Here is a 16,884-nt window from a genome sequence, read left to right on the forward strand (position 1 = left end):
GATCGCCGGCACGTCCGGGACCTAGAGCATCCAGCGGCGAAGCGTCGTGCTTGAAATCTCGTTCCAGTCGTTCTCGAGGATGGAACGAACATACCGCTCAGTGGATGACGCGACGACAGCATTGAGCATGGCCTGCGCCGCAGCTTCATGCGACAGCGCCTTTAGCCAACGCGCGATGGCGTCGCCGACCGGGTATTGATCGCAGGCTTGCGCTGCGGCGAACAGCGCGCTTGCCAATGACTCCGCAAGATCAAGCCTTCGTTTGCGCATCAGGTGGCGGAGCACATCGAGAAGCCACAGCAGGGGAGGGCGGAGCCCCTCGCGTTCAAGCCCGCCGACGTCCTGACCGTCTCTGAGGAGATCACACATACTCTCGGCGAACTGCGCCATCCCCTCCGGGTCGATATCGAACCAAGTGCTGACGGTCGAGCGCTCGATGCGGCGAAGTTCGGGAAGGAACAAGGCGCCGTTATCTCGATGTGCGAGGGCGAAATCGTTGAACGCCTTGATATCGATTGGGTTAGTGAGGAGCCGCTCGAATTGGGTGCTGAGCGGGCCGCTCCCGCTTTCGATCTCACGTTCCATTGCTTCGAGCATGTCGTCGACAGTCGGATATCGCTGTGCCGGGGCCCGGCGGGTAGCGCGTGTGACCACTGTGCGAAATCTCTCGGACGGGAGCGGTACGTGCACGGGCGTAGGGAGCTCGCCGCTCATGATCCAGCCCACGATGGCGCCGAGGCTGTACACATCGGTTCGCGGGGTCGCGGAGTGCGCGTCGGCATGTTGCTCAGGAGCGGCCCATCGCTCGGTTCCGACCAGGTTGCCTTGCCGGGTGAGTTCTGCGGTCGTCGATCCAGGGGCGTTACGAGCAACACCGAAGTCCGACACTACCCATCGGGCACCGTTGTCATCATCAAGCCACAAGATGTTCTGCGGCTTCAGATCACGATGGACGCGACCCTCCACATGGAAACCGCGTAGCCCATGAGCAACCGCGCGCACAACAGCAAGCGCGAGCTCCTCACGGTCACTCAAGGAGAGGCCATCAATAGCGGGGGTGAGCTCACCCCTTGCGATTGGCATCGTGTACCACTCACCATCTGGGTCGACGTCGACCACTGACATTACGTTCGGACCAGCGGCCGCCCGCATCGCCTCGACCTCACGTGTGAACCTGCGTTCGACGTTTCCCGCGCCACGGCGCATCTTGACCGCATACTCAATCCCTGTCGTCAGATCGCGGCCGCACCCGACGATCGCATGCTCGGTGGGTGAGCCGAACACGCCGAGGATCTCGTACCGCTCGCTGGGGCTGCTCATGTGCACATTCTCCCGTGGTTTGCTTCGACTCCAACTCGGCCATAGTTGCCCCGGCTTCGTATTGGTGCGCCAACCTCTTGGCCAACTCCCTCACAATGATGGAGGGTGCCACTAGCCTGAGCCCTCCAACCCGAAGTGAGGTGATTCACGGTGACTTCCGACGCATATCAGTTCCCCGTCTCGATCTCGAGGCTCAGCAAGGGGGAGACCTCGCGTGAGCCGCAGAACATGCGCGCGATCAAGTGGCTCCTCGAACAGCCTGGCCGACCGTTGTCGTTGTGACGCCACAGAAGCAGTTCCACGGCGACAGCCTGAAGCGCCTGGTGGTGCAGCCTGGAGTGCAGCATCTCAGTTGGCGAGGGCTATCGACGGGATCGCTTTCCAGTCGTCGAGTGCTTTACGCCTGGCCAGACCGCAAGCACCTGAACGAACGGTGGGATGTCGATGCGGCCGCGCTCGTGGTGATTGAGTGGAATGAGGACGAGACAGTCGAGTGGATCGAGGACGCCAAGCCAGTCCCCGGTCTACGCGGAGAAGCACGATGGTCGAATCGTCGGCGTCTATGTGAACGTGGCCTGATTCGCGCGTCGATCCGCCAGAATGTGCTTCGTGCACTGGTTCATCGTCGACGAGACAAACCGCGACTACGCGGCCAACCACTTCTTCATCGTCGGCGGCCTGGTGTTCACCGCCGAGCAGATCGAGCCGGTCGATCAGGCCGTGCGTGAGATCCGAGAGCGCCACGGCTATCTCCAGGGCGACAGCTTCAAGTTCGATACCCGCGCTCGCCCGGAGCAGGTCTCTATTGCGGAGTCGACTGCTGCGAAGGGCGAACTCATCGCGGCGTTGCAGGACATCGGCGTCCGGATGATCACATACGTGATCTTGCATGACCTGTGTATGAACCAGACCTACGACGTCCGAATGAACTTCGCCCTGAACACGCTCGCCTACGCCTACCACTCCCTTCTTGCGGAGGAGCGCGCGACCGGCGTGATGCTCATGGACCGGGACAACGACCGATACGGCCACCTGGAGAGCTTGTTCCAGACCGGGCTCCAGTTCCCGGGTGGTCGCACGTACCGTCTTGATTACCGGATAAAGCTCTTCGGCATGACCAACGACAACGCGTCGCACTTGAGCAGCGCAGCCGACATCGCGCTCGGCGCATTCAGATACTGCGTAAACACGGCTGGCGGATGGGGACGCGACGCAGTCGCTCGTGGCATGTTCCCAGGAGTATCCAGTCTGATGTGGGGCGTCGAGCAGGGAGACGTTCGCCGCATTGGAGGCTACGGATTCCACTCCCGGCCCCAGCGGGTCGGCAAGCAAGAGTTCCGAGACCTCTACGACAACCTCCGGACTGGGCTGATGGCCTACGCGAACGCCGAGGACTAGCCTCCGAGCGCCACAACCGGTGCGGGTGTAGTCCTCGCGGCTGCGATGTGCGCGGAGAACGCGGTGCGGTGAGCGCTGTAGTGGCGCTTGCGCAGGTGGGCTTAGACCTTGTTGTGACGGCCTCCGACTCGAGGCCCATCGCCACAGACAGCTCGTACATCGTCAGCGAGCGCGACTCGATCAACGACGATGTCGTCTTCGACGATCGAGCTGGTCAAGCAGGTCGAGATCAACGTCGACTACATCCTGATGCTCGTCGAGAAGTACCGTGCCAGCTTCGGCGACGGCAAAGATATAGAAGTCCGCGCCCAGATCTCCCGCGTGGTGGACTCGAGCCCGAGCCTCCGCTCGAAACGCGACCTCGTCGAGTCGTTCGTCGACTCGGTCTCGACGGACGATACCGTCGATGAGCAGTGGCAAGCTTTCGTGGCCGCCAAGCATGAGGCAGAGCTCGAGGCGATCGTCGTCGAGCAGAAGCTCAAGCCTGAGCAGACCCGCGCGTACGTCGAGGCGGCCTTCCGGGATGGACAACTCCGCACAACGGGCACAGAGATCACCCATATCCTGCCGCCGGTGTCTCGCTTCAACCGCGAGGCTGGTCATGGCGACCTCAAGCGGCGCGTCGTCGAAGCCCTGACGGTCTTCTTCGACCGGTTCTTCGGTCTCAGTTAGGACGCGGTCGGTGGGGAGCTGACGTCTTCGACCGGTACGCGCGCGAGCGCGATCTTCGTGAAGCCGAGCCGGTTCAAGTCGCGGACTGTTTGCATAAGGGTGAGTCGGCTGAAGAACGGAAGCCACTCGATGCCCTTCGCCTTCGAGTTCGCGATCACTGCGTAGGTGACGATGACCTTGTCTCGTTCGGCGGCTGCGCCGTTGGGCGGCACCAGTGCCAGCCAGCTCGACGCGTCTGCGGACCCGGCTGCTTTGGTTATGGCCGCTCGCACTTGGTTGCGAAGCTGGCCATCGACGAGCGTTTCGGCCGAGACGTGCCCCTGCGCGAACAGGTGGCTCAGCGTGGACGAGCGTGACTTTCGCTTGACGTGGATCAGTGATCCGTCGGTCGCGATGAGGTCGCAGAATTCGATTCTCGTGGTTGCGCCGCTCGGCGCGACCAATTGCCTGTCGAGGAGAGCAAGTTCGGCCGATCCTGCTGCTGCCCGTGTGTTGTAGTCGCCTTCCGACTCACCGGGACGTCCAGGCGGGAGTGCAACCGTCATTTCGGGTATCGCGGAAACTACCGAGTCCACCTGCTTCACGAGCGTGTTAGCGATCTCGAACCATCGCCCCTCGACGAGGGCATAGAGCTTGTCATTGACTCGCTGTTCGGACACGAGGCACTGGTACACGCTCCAACGGTCAACGGCTTCAGCGCTGCTGATGAACTTGACAGCGACCTTCCGCTGCTTGAGCTGCCCGACGGTCGTGTCAGCAGTCTTTGTCACCGGCTGCTGAAGGTATCGGTCCAGGTCGAGTTCGACGAACTGCGTCTGGCGGCGGGTAGGCGCGATCAGGAAGTACTCGATATCCTCCCAATCGAGGTTTTCCGGCATAGCCATGTGCGTCGAACTCGTGTCACTCGCCCTGAGCTGATCGACCAGTTGAGCATCAAGACGCTCCACGAGCGTGGGATCCTTGACTTCAGCGAGATGGTCTACCCACCCGAACGCGGCTTGGTAGTTGGTTGCGGTGTAGTGACTGTAGATATCGCGAAGCAGCTTCGGGAGATCCGTGACAGGTGACGCAACCCCGAGAACCAAGGCGTCTGCGCCGCTCACGCCCTTGTATCCCGTAGCCGCAGGAGCGATCCCGGTCACCGCCCGCACGATGTCGCGGAGAACGTCCACTCCGAACGCTGGAAGCTCGGCCGTCCGACTGGTCTGCGTATTCTTCGACACCACCATCTCGTCGAAGAGCTTCGTGTCGAGGCTACGGATCTGCTTCTCATCGATCAGGTTGAGCGCAACCTTGAGGCCGAAGCGTCGTTCGATCTTGGCCTGATCAAGAAAGCTCCGGCCGTAGCCGAACGTAAGTGCGAAGGTGTGCTTGTCTACCTGCAGTACGAGGAGCCCAGAGGCCGAAGCTGACTGCACACCGTGGATGCCGCCCTTAATGGCCGGCTCGACGTACTTGGCCCAACTCGGCGTGCTCGGGAAGTTCTTCTTGGAGTAGAAGCGGCCGGTAAGGCCGGACGCGTCGGCGAGTTCACTGATCTGCAGACCCGGCCCGGCATCGTCATCGATGGCGTCATCGACCTGGTCGACGTCCCGCAGCAAGAAGATGGTCAGGCGTTGAGTACGCACCTTGGCATCACCTCCTCGTTGACGGCTCTTGTGAGATTATCGAAAGCGCTCCATTCTGGCGGCGTTGACACGACTGCCGCTGCGAATAACAGAGCAGAGTTCGCGCAGGTGTTGCCGGCATGACCTCGGCGTCGAATCGCCTCCGTCGACAGCGCAGGCGGCTCGTGCGGGAGGACCGGCAGTCCTCGACCTGAGCGACTGCGGACCAGTTCCGCCTCTGTCAAGGGAACGCCTCCCGTACCTGTGTGTAGCAAGCGACGTACACAAAGTGAAGGAAGGCAGGTGCGAAATGAACCTCGGATGCTTGCCAGCGAGTAAAGCGAGCGCCATTGCCACTACCAAGCGCCGGGACCTGGCCGGGACCTGACGCATGCAACGCATGGTATGAAACGCGCCCTCTGCGCAGCAGAGGGGCCCAGAAAGCGCGGAAAGCGCATGATCCGGCTACCTGGGGGTCAAGGGGTCGCAGGTTCAAATCCTGTCAGCCCGACCGAAACGCCCTGGTGGAAGGATTCTTTCACCAGGGCTTCGTCATTTCCGCACGTGAGCGGGTGCCCAGACCGACCGCTGTCAACCCCCTTCGCGGTGCGAGGGCATGCTTCGTACCGTGGCGCCATGGCGATCGAACTGAACAACCCGGCACTGCGCCACGCCCGCGAACTCGTTCGGGCCGGAAAGGTCGTCCGTGACGAGCGAGACGACTGGTCGGAGGCGGCGCCCTCGGCCGACGAGGAGAACGCCTTCATCGAGGAGAACGGCTGGACGGAGTTCTCGCACTGGCACCTCGGCGTCGACAAGACTGAGGACTCCGAGACGAAGCAGGCCTACAGCTTCCCGTTCGGCGACTTCCGACGGGTCCACCGGGCGGGCGTGATCTCGGCGGAGAGCAGGGCGGGCCAGTATGACCACACGGAGATCAGAGATGCGTTGAAGTCCCTTCTCGCGCTCATCGACGAGGACGACTGACCGAGGTCTCCATCCGCACTCGCCCGGGCGCGAGCCCGAGAAAGGTAGGGATGCCCGTATGCGAGAAGAACAGCTCCGTCAGCTCGACGCCTGGTGGCGAGCCGCCAACTATCTCAGCGTGGGACAGATCTATCTGCGGGACAACCCGCTGCTCCGCCGCGACCTCACGGCCGACGATGTCAAGCCGAGGCTGCTCGGTCACTTCGGGACCGTTCCCGGGCTCAATCTGATCTACGCGCACGCAAACCGGCTGATCCGTGAGCGCGATCTCTCTACGTTGTACATCGCCGGACCCGGCCACGGTGGCCCGGGGATGGTCGCCAACGCCTGGCTCGATGGGACCTACACCGAGCGCTATCCCTCCGTGACCCGTGACCTGGCCGGGATGACGCGGCTCTTCCGCCAGTTCTCCGCGCCCGGAGGCATCCCGAGTCACGCGGCACCGGAGACGCCCGGATCGATTCACGAGGGCGGCGAGCTCGGCTACTCGCTCAGCCACGCCTACGGGGCGGCCTTCGACAACCCCGATCTGACGGTGTTCTGCGTCGTGGGCGACGGTGAAGCCGAGACGGGGCCGCTCGCCACCGGCTGGCATGGGAACAAGTTCCTCAACCCGTCGACGGACGGGGCGGTGCTGCCGATCCTCCACCTGAACGGATGGAAGATCGCCAATCCCACCCTGTTGGCGCGCATCCCCGAAGAGGAACTCGTCAGTCTGATGCGCGGCTACGGACACGATCCGATCATGGTGTCCTTCGAGGCGACGGATGCTGCGGAAGACGTGCACCGTCGATTCGGCCACGCGCTCGAAACCGCCCTGGATCGCATCGCCGATATTCAGCGGACAGCGCGCGAAGGCGGCGGGGGCGACCGACCACTGTGGCCGATGCTCGTGCTGCGTTCCCCTAAAGGCTGGACCGGCCCGGTCGAGGTGGACGGCCTCCCCGTCGAGGGCACGTGGCGCGCACACCAGGTGCCGCTGCCGTCGGCGCGGGACAGCGAAGAGCACCTCGAGCAGCTCGAGCACTGGCTGCGGTCGTATCGCCCCGACGAACTGTTCGACGACAAGGGCGCGCCCCTGACCGACACCGTCGCACTCGCCCCGGACGGCCACCGCCGGATGTCGGCGACCCCTCATGCGAACGGCGGCCTGCTGCGCCAGGAACTCGACCTCCCTGACTTCCGCGACTTCGCGGTCGAGGTCGAGTCGCCCGGCGCCGCGGACGCCCAGGCAACCGCTGTGCTCGGCCGATACCTGGCCGAGGTGATCCGGCGCAACCCGCTCACGTTCCGTCTGTTCGGTCCCGACGAGACGGCATCGAACCGACTCGCTCCCGCCGTCTACGAAGCGACCGACAAGCAGTGGAACGCGCAGATCCTCGACCTCGACGAACACCTCGCCCGCGCCGGGCGGGTGATGGAGGTGCTGAGCGAGCACCAGTGCCAGGGCTGGTTGGAGGGCTACCTGCTCACCGGGAGACACGGCGTGTTCAACAGCTATGAGGCGTTCATCCACATCGTCGATTCGATGTTCAACCAGCACGCGAAGTGGCTCGAGGCGTCGTCGCAGATCCCCTGGCGCGCGCCGATCTCCTCGTTGAACTACCTGCTGTCCAGCCATGTCTGGCGACAGGATCACAACGGCTTCACGCACCAGGACCCCGGATTCCTGGACCTCGTCGTCAACAAGAGCTCCGACGTCGTCCGGGTTTACCTGCCCTTCGACGCGAACACGTTGCTGAGTACGTACGATCACTGTCTGCGCAGCATCGACTACGTCAACGTCGTCGTGGCGGGCAAGCAGGAGAGTCCGCAGTGGCTGACGATGGATGAGGCGATCCTGCACTGCACACGAGGACTCGGCACCCTGCCGTGGGCGGGCACCGAATCGGACGGTGAGGAGCCCGACGTCGTCCTCGCCGCGGCCGGAGACGTGCCGACCGAGGAGATGCTGGCCGCTGCGGCGATCCTGCGCGAGCGGGCCCCCGAGATCGCGACGCGCATCATCAACGTCGTCGATCTGATGCGGCTGCAGTCGGAGGACGCCCATCCGCACGGACTCTCGGACGCCGACTTCGACGGACTGTTCACCACTGACCGGCCGATCATCTTCGCCTTCCACGGTTACCCGTGGCTGATCCATCGGCTGACCTACAAGCGGCACAACCATGGGAACCTGCACGTGCGCGGGTACAAGGAGAAGGGCACCACGACGACACCGTTCGACATGGTCCTGCTCAACGACCTCGATCGCTTCCAGCTGGTGATCGACGTCCTTGATCGAGTACCCGGCGCCTCCTCGCGTCACGCAGGCCTCCGCCAGGAACTGCACGACCGGCGGATCGAGGCACGCGCGTACACCCGCGAGCACGGCGAGGATGAGCCTGCGATCAGCTGCTGGCGCTGGTCGGGGTAGATCGCTGCGGTCACCAGGGCGCGCGTTCCTGAACCAAGGAGGGTCTCGCCTTCGTCTCGTCACGCCCTTTATAATGAAGACATGTTCATTTCAAAGGGGCGCTCGTGGTGAGATCGCCGGAGCAGAACGCCGCGCTACGCGACACCACGCGCGAACGGATCGAGGCCGCGGCTGTGCGCGTCTTCGCGAGGCACGGCTTCGCGGCGACGAGTATCAAGGACATCGCGGACGAGGCCGAGCTCAGTGCGGGATCGATCTACCGTCACTACGCGAGCAAGGAGGCGTTGTTCGACGCGTTGCTCGAGCAGGCGTCCTCCGGTCTGGTCGCAGCGTCCGAGACGCTTTCCGGCGAGGCCAACCCGGTTGTCCTGGTGCGGGAGTTCACGCGTGTGTTCCTGACCGATCTGATGAACGGGAACGGCGAGGCCGAGTTCTTCCTGGTGATCAACCAGGGGTTCATGTCCGACACCCCGGCCGGTACCGCCGAGCGATTGGCGCGCACGCAGCGCCCCCTCTGGGATGCCTTCGAGGCTCTCGTGCGTCGAGGCCAGGTCGCTGGCCGATTCGAAGACGGCGATCCGGCGCAGCTGACCGCCTACTACTTCGCGATGCTGTCGGGCATCGCCGGCATGCGAACGGTCATCCCCGATGCGATGAATGACGCGGGCGTCGACCTGGTGCTCCGCCTGCTGATCAGAGACGAAGCGTCGTGACGATCACGGTCGAACGCGGTGACACGTTGGGGGAGGGGTATCGCCGGCGCATCACCGAGGTCCTCGTTCGGGGATTCGCCGAAGACTTCGAGTACTTCTCCAAGGATCCGCAGGTCCTCGCCGACGCCTTCGAGCACATGCTCCTCCTGGATCGCTTCTACGTGGCGCTGGTCGACGGGGAGCCCGCGGCGATCGCCTCTGTCACCGAGGGGCAGCAGGAGTGCTTCGCCCCGGACCGGCGAGAGATACAGCGCCGACTCGGGGGCGTGCACGGGCTCTTCTGCTCCTTCATCGTCCGGAGCCAGTTCCTCGGTGCGTACGACGGCGCGCGCCCCGGCCTGGCCGAGATCGGGTTCGTGACCACTGCTCCGCAGTACCAGGGGAAGGGTGTCGCGACGGCCCTGATGAGGCACCTGTTGCAGCTGCCCTACGACGAGTTCGTGCTTCGCGACATCAAGGACACGAACGCCCCGGCGCTCGGACTCTACCGAAAGCTCGGCTTCACGGCGTCGAGTAGCCGTCGAGTGCGGTTCGCCAAGCGGGCCGGATTCTCGGCCTACGTGTCGATGAGTCTGAGGACCGCCGCCCTGTAACCGTTCGCGGTGGGGTGTTGCTACGGTGTTTCGGATGAGTCGCTCTTTCTTCATGATCCCGTTCGCGCTCACCTCCGCTCTGCTCCTGAGCGCCTGTTCCGCGCAGGATCCGGAGCCGCCCGGAGAAGACACGTCCGTGGGCGGCGAGGCGATGAGCGTCGACGGTGGCCCCGATGTCTCCGACGTGTTCGACCGGATCGGCAGCTGTGACACCGTGGCCACGCATGTCGCGCCGTACATCGAGGGCCTCGTGCCGCTGGAGACCAACGCCGTGGACGAATACGGCGCCTACTGCCAGTGGGAGGCTCCCGAAGGCATCGCCGATCTCGGTGACCTCGCGTCCGTCGAGGTCTCCATCGTTCCCAGTGAGACCAGCGAGGTGGAAGACCCCGACATCATCGAGCAGGCCGGGTTGACGCTCATCCCCGATGATGCGCTCGATGCGGCCGGAGGCATCGCCTACGGCCTCGACGGCGAGACCGCTGTGGCCGCGGTTACCGTGACGTCCGTCCGCGTGCCCGGCATCAACATCGACATCACCGGTGGGCAGTGGGGTGACCGTCCCGCTCTCGACGGCCCCGCAGCCGTCGGCGTGGCGAAGGGGATCCTCGGTATCGGCTGAGCAGCAGCGCCGCGCCGTCGGTATCGAACGCCGGGGCTCGACGTCGCGTCGACGCGCCTCCGCACTGGTGAACGGGCGCTCAATCGAGGAAGATGTCGATCACCGCCTCGGTGAAGCGATCGCATCCGATCGGATCGCCACAGCACCTCGAACGAAAGGCCCACCGGAACGATGACCACCCTCACGATCGGAACTTCTCTCGGCGATCCCGACGCCACAGTCGAGTTGGATGCGAGGCGTTTCAATCGACACACGTTCTGGGTCGGTCAGAGCGGAAGCGGCAAGACCTACGCGCTCGGCGTGGTGCTCGAGCAGCTCCTGCTGGAGACTGAGCTCCCCATGGTCGTCTTCGACCCGAACGGCGACTTCACCCGGTTGCAGGAGACCCGGCTCACAGCGAGCGAGGCGGATGCGGCGAAGGTCGCGGAATCGGATATCCGGGTGTTCCGGTCCGGGGCGGGGGAGGGTGAGCGACTGCATGCGCGTTTCGTCGATCTCACGGCGGCCTCGAAGGCTGCGGTGCTGCAGATGGACCCGATCGCGGACGCGGACGAGTACAACGCCCTGATCCACCTGGAGCAGGATGCCGAGAGCCTGGACGGGTCCGGCATGGTGCCGGGCCTGCTCGCATCGGCCGACCCCGCGAAAGTGCGGCTCGCGAAGCGTATCGAGAATCTGCAGGTGCTCGAGTGGAACCTGTGGTCGCGTGGCGCCAGCTCCGTGGTCGACGTCGTCGATGAGCGGCCCCGGGTGACCGTCCTCGACCTCGGTGGCTTCGAGCACCCGGCGGAACCCAAGGTCGCGGCCCTCGCGGTGCTCGAGCACCTCTGGGCGCGGCGCGAAGAGCGGCGTCCCGTCTTGATCGTGATCGACGAGGCGCACAACCTCTGCTCGCCGAATCCGACGACGGCGGTCGAACGGGCTCTCACCGAGCAGCTCGTGCAGATCGCTGCCGAGGGACGGAAGTTCGGTCTGTGGCTGCTGCTCTCCACCCAAAGGCCGACGAAGATCCACCCCAACGTGCTGTCGCAGTGCGACAACCTGGCGTTGATGCGCGTCAACGCGCCGCGGGACCTCGCGGAGCTCGCCGACGTGTTCGGCTTCGCCTCCGAGGAGGCCATCCGGCGATCGGCGGAGTTCGTGCAGGGGCAGGCCCTCTTCGCGGGCGGGTTCATCTCGACGCCGACGTTCGTGCAGATGGGGGCGCGGATCACGGAGGAAGCCGGCGGAGACGTCAAGGTGCCGCTGCGTGCCGAGCGTTGAGAGGGTGTTCGGTGTGACAGGTGAGAGGAAGACGCGGCGGTCGGCTGCGGACGACGGGATCCTCCGCGTCCACCGCGCGTTGAGGTCGGGATTCGGGACCGAGGCTGCCGTCTACGGCACGATTCTGGTCAGTGGTCTCGTCGCGGTCTCCTCCGCGCACGGCGAGACGTCGTTGGCGGTGCTGGTGACCGTCGCGGTCACCGTTCTCGTGTTCTGGGGAGCCCATGTCTATGCCGGAACGGTGGCGAGGGTTAGCGACCGTGCGGAGCGAGAGCAGGGGGAAGCCGTCGGGGCGCGGGCAGCGTTCGCCGCCTCCGTGAAGCACTCCCTCGGCATGCTCAGTTCCGCGACCGTGCCGGCCGTCATCCTGCTCGCGGGTACCACACGGGTGATCCCCGACGGGCTCGCGAACGACCTCGCGCTCTGGTCGGGAGTCGTGATCCTGGCCTTCCTCGGCTACGTCGCCTTCCTCCACCGCGGGAGTCCGCTCTTCGTCCGCATTCTCGGCGCGCTGGGTACCGCGTCGTTCGGGCTCGTGTTCGTGGTGCTCAAGGCTCTCGTGCACTAGCGACTAGGCCTCGAACACCGTGCGACCCCCGATCACGGTACGCACGACCCGAGCGGTCAGCAGCGTCTCGGGATCGGTGCCGAACGGATCGGTGTCGAGCACGGCGAAGTCGGCGACGTTCCCCACCGTGATGCGTCCTCGCCGGCTCCCCTCGCCGATCGAGGCAGCGGCGTCCCGCGTGGCATGCGCGATCGCCCGTTCGAGCGGGAGCGCCAGATCCGGGTGCACGGCTGCCATGCCGGGCGCCAGAGCGGAAGCTCGAGTCGATGCGACGAACATGTTCGGGAGCGCCTGATGCGGAGCAGTCGGCGCATCGGTCGAGAAGGCGAGAAGCGCTCCCGCCTCTTCGTATTCCGACCAGGCGAACGCACGGTCTACCCTTTCGTCGCCGAGCTGTGCCGCCCAATTCCCGAAGATCGCCGGGTCGGCATGCACAGGCTGCATGGAGGCGGTGACGCCGAGTCGCGCCATCCGCTCGGCCGTTCCCGGCGCCGCGTACTCGAGGTGTTCGATCCGGTGTAGGCGCGGTCGTTCGCCGTTCGTCGCGATCGCGTGCTCGATCGCGTCGAGGGCGAGCGCGCTCGCGGCATCGCCGATCGCGTGCATGGCGATCTGCAGCCCCGCCGCGTCCGCCGCCGCGACAACCGGGAGCAGGCGTTCGGCGGGCCAGATCGGGCCAGCGTTCGTCCCGTCCGCGTACGGAGCTCCCATGGCTGCGGTACACGCATCGATGGTGCCGTCGAGCACGAGCTTGATCCCGATGATCCGCGAGCCTGCGGTGTTCGTCTCGGCGCGCGCTGCGGCCTGCGCGACCTGAGTGAGGTTCGCGGCATCATCGCCCGTGTTCGCAACGAACCAGTGTGCCGCGACACGCAGAGGCAGCTCGCCGCGCTCGGCCGCACGTTCGAGAGCGGCGAGCCCGAGCTCGTCGAAGGCCATGTCCACAGCACCCGTCACTCCGGCGGCGACGTAGGCGGACACGACTCGCCGGACCGCTGCGTCGCGTTGCGCGTCGGTGGTGTTCGCGTCGAGGTGCGCCCAGGCGTGCAGCTGAGCGGCGGTCTCGTACAGCATTCCGGTCGGCTCACCGGATGCGTCACGGGCGATGCGACCGCCGAGGGGATCGGGGGTGTCGCGGGTGATCCCCAGCTCGATCAGAGCCGCGGTGTTCACCCAGCAGGAGTGGTAGTCGTTCGCGTCGAGATAGACCGGGACATCGTCGACGACCGCATCGATCATCGCAGCGGTCGGCTCGCCGTCCGGGATCGCGTCGAACAGCCACCCGCGCCCGCGCAGCACGCCGGATGTCGTCTTGCGCGCACTGCGCAGTCGGTGCTGGATGTCTTCGAGGGAGGCGGCGTCGGTGAGCCCCACCTGTCCGAGAGCCTCGCCCATCATCAGCAGGTGGGTGTGCGCGTCCGTGAACCCGGGGAGCACGGTGCGGCCTTCCAGGTCGACCACCGTGTCCGTGGCGGGCGCGTCGGTGTCGGATCCGACGTGGATGAACACGTCGTCCTCGACGACGACGGCTTCAGCCCATCGTGATTCATCTCCGGTGAAGATCCGGCCGTTCCGGTAGAGGGTGCGGGTCATGCGTCGCTCTCCTGTGCGGTGAGGCGTTCTACGCGGGTCGAGACGAGGGCGATCGCTCCGGCGGGGACGGCCAGGACGAAGCTCGCGATCCCGAGCGCGACGACGAAGCCCTGGTAACCGAGGGCGCCGACGAGCGCCGCGCCGATCACGGGCGTGAGCGCCGATCCGACAAGATACACGGCCAGCAACGGGCCCGACCAGCGGCCGTCCGCATCCAGTGCGGCCGACGTCGAGACGAAGTACATGAACGCGATGGCATACACGGAGTTCCACGCGATGAAGACGATGATGAAGGTGCTCGGGTCGGTCACGAACCCCTCGAGGATCTTCAGGGCTCCACCGGCGATCAGCAGGATCACGAGCGGGACAGCGCGTCCGAGGCGGGCTCCGACGATCATCAGCAGGAGCGAACCGAGCAGTCCGCCGGCGGTCGCACCGCTGAGTGCGATCCCGAGGCCTTCCGGCGTCAGGGCCGCTTGTTCCGCACCCATCACACCGGCCATGGCCCACAGCGAGTCCTCGCTCACGGCCCACAGCGCGAAGGTGACGAGAAGTCCGAAGCCTGCGATCGTGACTTTCCTGGACCGTGCCGGGGAGACGCGAATCGTCCCGGTCGGCGGGATCTCGATCGGCATCGCCTCGGCGACGGCCGCGCCCGCCTGCGGAGCGATGACCGGCGCGGCGGGAAGCCACACAGACGCGACCAGACCGATCAGATTGAACAGTGCCAGGGCGCCGAAGACATCGATCGGCGCGAGCCCGATGAGGGGGATGACGGCGAGTACCACGGTGATGACGCCGCGATTGGCGAGGCCGTTGAAGCCGGCGACCCTGTCCGGATTGCGGAACGCGGCGAGGGCGGCGCCGGAGGCGGCGACGGCACCGCCGGCTCCGACGCCTCCCAGGAGCAGTCCGGGGAGGAGGGCGGCGGGAGCGAGCGCAGCCGTCGCGAAGCCGACCACGGCCAGCGTGAGGCCGGCGCGTGCCACGGTCCGACGGTGGATGCCGGCGCACAGCGGTGCGATGGCCAAGCCGGTGACCGCAGTGAGCAGGAGGGTCGCGGTGACCAGCCAGCTCGCGGAGAGGACGTCGAGGCCGAGGCCGCTCTGTGCGGCGGTGATCATGTACGGCGACAGGTTGACCCCGAGATAGCCCGCGATACCGATGGCGAAGGTCGCGGTGGCGGTGGGGAGACGGAGCGGGATCCTAGTTCGGAGATCGAGAGCGGTCATGAGGCTCCAAAGGAGAGGGCACGGCGGTGTGCGCGAGAAGAAGGGCGGCGGGCGTGCGTCGGTGGGCACGAGTTCATAAACGAATGGTGTTCGTAAACGAATGGTGTTCACTATTATGCACAGGAGGGGGTTTCTGCGGAACCCCCGATCTTCACGTCCGGTCCCCGGAGAAAGCGAGCCCACGATGCCCAGGCCCTCTTCCCCGCTGCTCTCGCCGGAGATCATCGGGGCCGCAGGGCTCGCGCTCGCGAAAGCGGGGCAGCCGTTCGGCGTCAACGCGATCGCCCGCGAGTTGGGCGTGCGGCCATCATCGCTCTACAACCATGCGGACGGGATGGACGGGATCGTCGAGCTCATGCGGGGCAGGCTCGTGGAGCAGTATCGCGTCGAGTGGAAGGGCGAGCCCTGGCCCGAGTTCCTGTACCTGATGCTCCGCACGCAACGTCGGATGTATGCCGACCACCCGCAGCTCGTGCCGTTGCTGGTCGGCAAGACGATCACGAGCCCCACCGTGATCGCGGCCTACGATGACCTGGCCTCGGTGCTCGTCGATGGAGGGTTCCCCGAAGACGAGGTGCTCTCGGTGATCGCCGTGCTCGACGCCTTCGCCATCGGCTTCGGTCTCGACCTGGCCTCGCCGGACGAGATCTGGCAGCCCGAGGGCGAGACGCGCACTCTGGGACGTCTCATCGACGGAGCCGAACGGGGGAGTGCGCGATCGGATCGGACGTTCGAGCTCGGCGTCAGCCTCCTTATCGACTCCTTGCGTGCGCGGCTCGCCCGCTGAGCGATCGTGAGAGTTCCCGCGATCTGACGTAGCATGCACTCTGCCTCATCCATCGACCCCGAGGAGGACCCATGACGAACTGGAACCCTGAAGAGCTCGCCCGCATCGCCGAGCCGGAGATGTTCGACCTCTCCGCGCAGCTCGCGGATGGGACGATGCCGAAGACGGTCGGCATCTGGGCGGTCGCCGTGGATGGCCGTCTGTTCGTGCGCTCCTATACGGGCCTTGGCGGCAAGTGGTACGCCCCGGCGCTCGCGAGTCTGCGGGGGCGCGTGTCGGCCGGTGGCGTCACGAAAGACGTCCGCTTCGAGCCGGTCACCGATGAAGAGACCAACGTGGCGATCGATGCGGAGTACCTCGACAAGTACACGCCGAGTCCCTACGCGCCGGATATGGGGCAGGAACCCGTGCGCTCGAACACCCTCGAGGTCATCCCGATCGACTGACTGCGATTTTGGGGCCGCGGGTGTCATTGAGGTGGCCCTCCCGAACGATCCGCCCCAGACGTATCGTCGAGAGGGCTCTCCGTCCTTCCCGGACGGTGGGGGAGGCGGCGAAGTTCGCTGCGCTCACGGCTGATTCCCCAGTCCATCAGCCTCGTAGCCCCCGCTACGTGAGCAGAGTACCGCTTAATCGCCTTGTCCGCCATTTGGGGGACAAAGAAACTTTCGGATTTCCCTCACAGAGACGTCCTGTTGCCTTCACGGCGGCGTTGCCTAGGGTGGACTCATGGACAGGTTGCTCGTCGTCGCCGCGCACGTCGCCATCGCCCACGGGCATCGGGTCGAGGTGACGGAGCAGATCGATCCGCTCGCCGGAGAGCCCGTCGTCCTCGGCATCGTCGACCTCGATACCGGGATCCGCTACCGACGTGCAGAGCATCCGGGTGGTGACCTCTCCCGGTGGATCGGACGTGTGCTGGAGTGCACCGTGACGATCGAGGGAGCCGACGCCCACACCTCGCTGCTCGTCGACCCCATCGGTCCGGGGGCGACCGGAGCGAAACGCGCGCTGCGCGGAGCGGACGCAGCCGCGGATGCGGCGAAGGCCGAGGCCGACCGGTGGGGCGGTGCCGACCGTCCGCCGCCCGAGGAGCACGAGCGCTTCTGGTGA

Annotated in this window: 17 protein-coding genes; 13 read left to right on the top strand and 4 right to left on the bottom strand. The window is 65.6% G+C overall.

Going from position 1 to position 16,884, the window contains the following annotated elements; translation table 11 throughout:
• Nucleotides 1-21 precede the first annotated feature (21 nt).
• Nucleotides 22-1,320 (bottom strand): serine/threonine-protein kinase, encoded by a 1,299-nt coding sequence (locus LC041_RS09270; RefSeq protein ID WP_226532827.1) that lies wholly within the window; start codon nt 1,318-1,320, stop codon nt 22-24.
• A gap of 150 nt (nt 1,321-1,470) precedes the next feature.
• Here LC041_RS09270 and LC041_RS17135 point away from each other — a divergent pair, with 150 nt between their 5' ends.
• The 3 genes from LC041_RS17135 (at nt 1,471) to LC041_RS09280 (ending at nt 3,390) form a co-directional block, all read left to right on the top strand.
• Entirely contained in the window at nt 1,471-1,602 is a 132-nt protein-coding gene (locus tag LC041_RS17135) for a hypothetical protein (RefSeq protein WP_264189147.1), read from the top strand.
• Nucleotides 1,603-1,929: 327 nt separating this feature from the next.
• Nucleotides 1,930-2,718: a hypothetical protein gene (locus tag LC041_RS09275; RefSeq protein ID WP_226532828.1), complete on the top strand. Its 789-nt coding sequence runs from the start codon at nt 1,930-1,932 to the stop codon at nt 2,716-2,718.
• 189 nt (nt 2,719-2,907) lie between these two features.
• Complete coding sequence (locus LC041_RS09280; protein ID WP_308012763.1) at nt 2,908-3,390, top strand: type I restriction endonuclease subunit R, EcoR124 family; 483 nt, start codon at nt 2,908-2,910, stop codon at nt 3,388-3,390.
• Here LC041_RS09280 and LC041_RS09285 read toward each other — a convergent pair.
• Complete coding sequence (locus LC041_RS09285; protein WP_226532829.1) at nt 3,387-5,018, bottom strand: DUF6119 family protein; 1,632 nt, start codon at nt 5,016-5,018, stop codon at nt 3,387-3,389. The two genes, LC041_RS09280 and LC041_RS09285, sit on opposite strands and share 4 nt — an antisense overlap.
• Before the next feature lie 615 nt (nt 5,019-5,633).
• On the opposite strand from LC041_RS09285, the gene LC041_RS09290 reads away from it, so the two are divergent.
• The 7 genes from LC041_RS09290 (at nt 5,634) to LC041_RS09320 (ending at nt 12,159) form a co-directional block, all read left to right on the top strand.
• Entirely contained in the window at nt 5,634-5,984 is a 351-nt protein-coding gene (locus LC041_RS09290; RefSeq protein WP_226532830.1) for a hypothetical protein, read from the top strand.
• 58 nt (nt 5,985-6,042) lie between these two features.
• Nucleotides 6,043-8,400 (top strand): phosphoketolase family protein, encoded by a 2,358-nt coding sequence (locus LC041_RS09295; RefSeq protein ID WP_226532831.1) that lies wholly within the window; start codon nt 6,043-6,045, stop codon nt 8,398-8,400.
• A 104-nt stretch (nt 8,401-8,504) separates the two neighbouring features.
• Entirely contained in the window at nt 8,505-9,113 is a 609-nt protein-coding gene (locus LC041_RS09300) for a TetR/AcrR family transcriptional regulator (protein WP_226532832.1), read from the top strand.
• Nucleotides 9,110-9,706 carry a GNAT family N-acetyltransferase gene (locus LC041_RS09305; protein WP_226532833.1) on the top strand — a complete coding sequence of 199 codons (597 nt, stop codon included), beginning with the start codon at nt 9,110-9,112 and terminating at the stop codon, nt 9,704-9,706. Before LC041_RS09300 ends, LC041_RS09305 begins: the two co-directional genes overlap by 4 nt.
• Nucleotides 9,707-9,740: 34 nt before the next feature.
• The gene (locus LC041_RS09310; protein WP_226532834.1) at nt 9,741-10,328 is read left to right on the top strand and encodes a hypothetical protein; all 588 of its coding nucleotides are present in this window, start codon (nt 9,741-9,743) and stop codon (nt 10,326-10,328) included.
• A 171-nt stretch (nt 10,329-10,499) separates the two neighbouring features.
• Nucleotides 10,500-11,591, top strand: coding sequence for an ATP-binding protein (locus LC041_RS09315; RefSeq protein ID WP_226532835.1), 1,092 nt, complete (start codon nt 10,500-10,502; stop codon nt 11,589-11,591).
• A 13-nt stretch (nt 11,592-11,604) separates the two neighbouring features.
• On the top strand, nt 11,605-12,159 hold the full coding sequence (locus tag LC041_RS09320) for a hypothetical protein (protein ID WP_226532836.1): 555 nt from the start codon (nt 11,605-11,607) through the stop codon (nt 12,157-12,159).
• Between the two features lie 3 nt (nt 12,160-12,162).
• On the opposite strand, the gene LC041_RS09325 is transcribed toward LC041_RS09320, so the two are convergent.
• Nucleotides 12,163-13,752, bottom strand: a complete 1,590-nt coding sequence (locus tag LC041_RS09325; RefSeq protein WP_226532837.1) for an amidohydrolase — start codon at nt 13,750-13,752, stop codon at nt 12,163-12,165.
• Nucleotides 13,749-14,984 (bottom strand): MFS transporter, encoded by a 1,236-nt coding sequence (locus LC041_RS09330; RefSeq protein ID WP_226532838.1) that lies wholly within the window; start codon nt 14,982-14,984, stop codon nt 13,749-13,751. Before LC041_RS09330 ends, LC041_RS09325 begins: the two co-directional genes overlap by 4 nt.
• A gap of 184 nt (nt 14,985-15,168) precedes the next feature.
• Here LC041_RS09330 and LC041_RS09335 point away from each other — a divergent pair, with 184 nt between their 5' ends.
• The 3 genes from LC041_RS09335 to LC041_RS09345 all read left to right on the top strand — a co-directional run bounded on the left by LC041_RS09335 (nt 15,169) and on the right by LC041_RS09345 (nt 16,884).
• A complete protein-coding gene (locus LC041_RS09335) occupies nt 15,169-15,771 on the top strand; it encodes a TetR/AcrR family transcriptional regulator C-terminal domain-containing protein (protein WP_226532839.1) in 603 nt (200 codons plus the stop codon).
• Nucleotides 15,772-15,842: 71 nt separating this feature from the next.
• Entirely contained in the window at nt 15,843-16,217 is a 375-nt protein-coding gene (locus tag LC041_RS09340; protein ID WP_226532840.1) for a DUF2255 family protein, read from the top strand.
• 283 nt (nt 16,218-16,500) lie between these two features.
• Complete coding sequence (locus LC041_RS09345; protein ID WP_226532841.1) at nt 16,501-16,884, top strand: hypothetical protein; 384 nt, start codon at nt 16,501-16,503, stop codon at nt 16,882-16,884.

The sequence above is a fragment of the Microbacterium paraoxydans genome, from assembly GCF_020524545.1.
GTDB lineage: Bacteria > Actinomycetota > Actinomycetes > Actinomycetales > Microbacteriaceae > Microbacterium > Microbacterium paraoxydans_C.

Bases quoted from the DNA above. Each gene is read 5' to 3' on its own strand.
- LC041_RS09270 (WP_226532827.1), bottom strand. From the start codon at position 1,320: ATGAGCAGCCCCAGCGAGCGGTACGAGATCCTCGGCGTGTTCGGCTCA.
- LC041_RS09280 (WP_308012763.1), top strand. From the start codon at position 2,908: ATGTCGTCTTCGACGATCGAGCTGGTCAAGCAGGTCGAGATCAACGTC.
- LC041_RS09290 (WP_226532830.1), top strand. From the start codon at position 5,634: ATGGCGATCGAACTGAACAACCCGGCACTGCGCCACGCCCGCGAACTC.
- LC041_RS09295 (WP_226532831.1), top strand. From the start codon at position 6,043: ATGCGAGAAGAACAGCTCCGTCAGCTCGACGCCTGGTGGCGAGCCGCC.
- LC041_RS09310 (WP_226532834.1), top strand. From the start codon at position 9,741: ATGAGTCGCTCTTTCTTCATGATCCCGTTCGCGCTCACCTCCGCTCTG.
- LC041_RS09315 (WP_226532835.1), top strand. From the start codon at position 10,500: ATGACCACCCTCACGATCGGAACTTCTCTCGGCGATCCCGACGCCACA.
- LC041_RS09325 (WP_226532837.1), bottom strand. From the start codon at position 13,752: ATGACCCGCACCCTCTACCGGAACGGCCGGATCTTCACCGGAGATGAA.
- LC041_RS09330 (WP_226532838.1), bottom strand. From the start codon at position 14,984: ATGACCGCTCTCGATCTCCGAACTAGGATCCCGCTCCGTCTCCCCACC.
- LC041_RS09335 (WP_226532839.1), top strand. From the start codon at position 15,169: ATGCCCAGGCCCTCTTCCCCGCTGCTCTCGCCGGAGATCATCGGGGCC.
- LC041_RS09340 (WP_226532840.1), top strand. From the start codon at position 15,843: ATGACGAACTGGAACCCTGAAGAGCTCGCCCGCATCGCCGAGCCGGAG.
- LC041_RS09345 (WP_226532841.1), top strand. From the start codon at position 16,501: ATGGACAGGTTGCTCGTCGTCGCCGCGCACGTCGCCATCGCCCACGGG.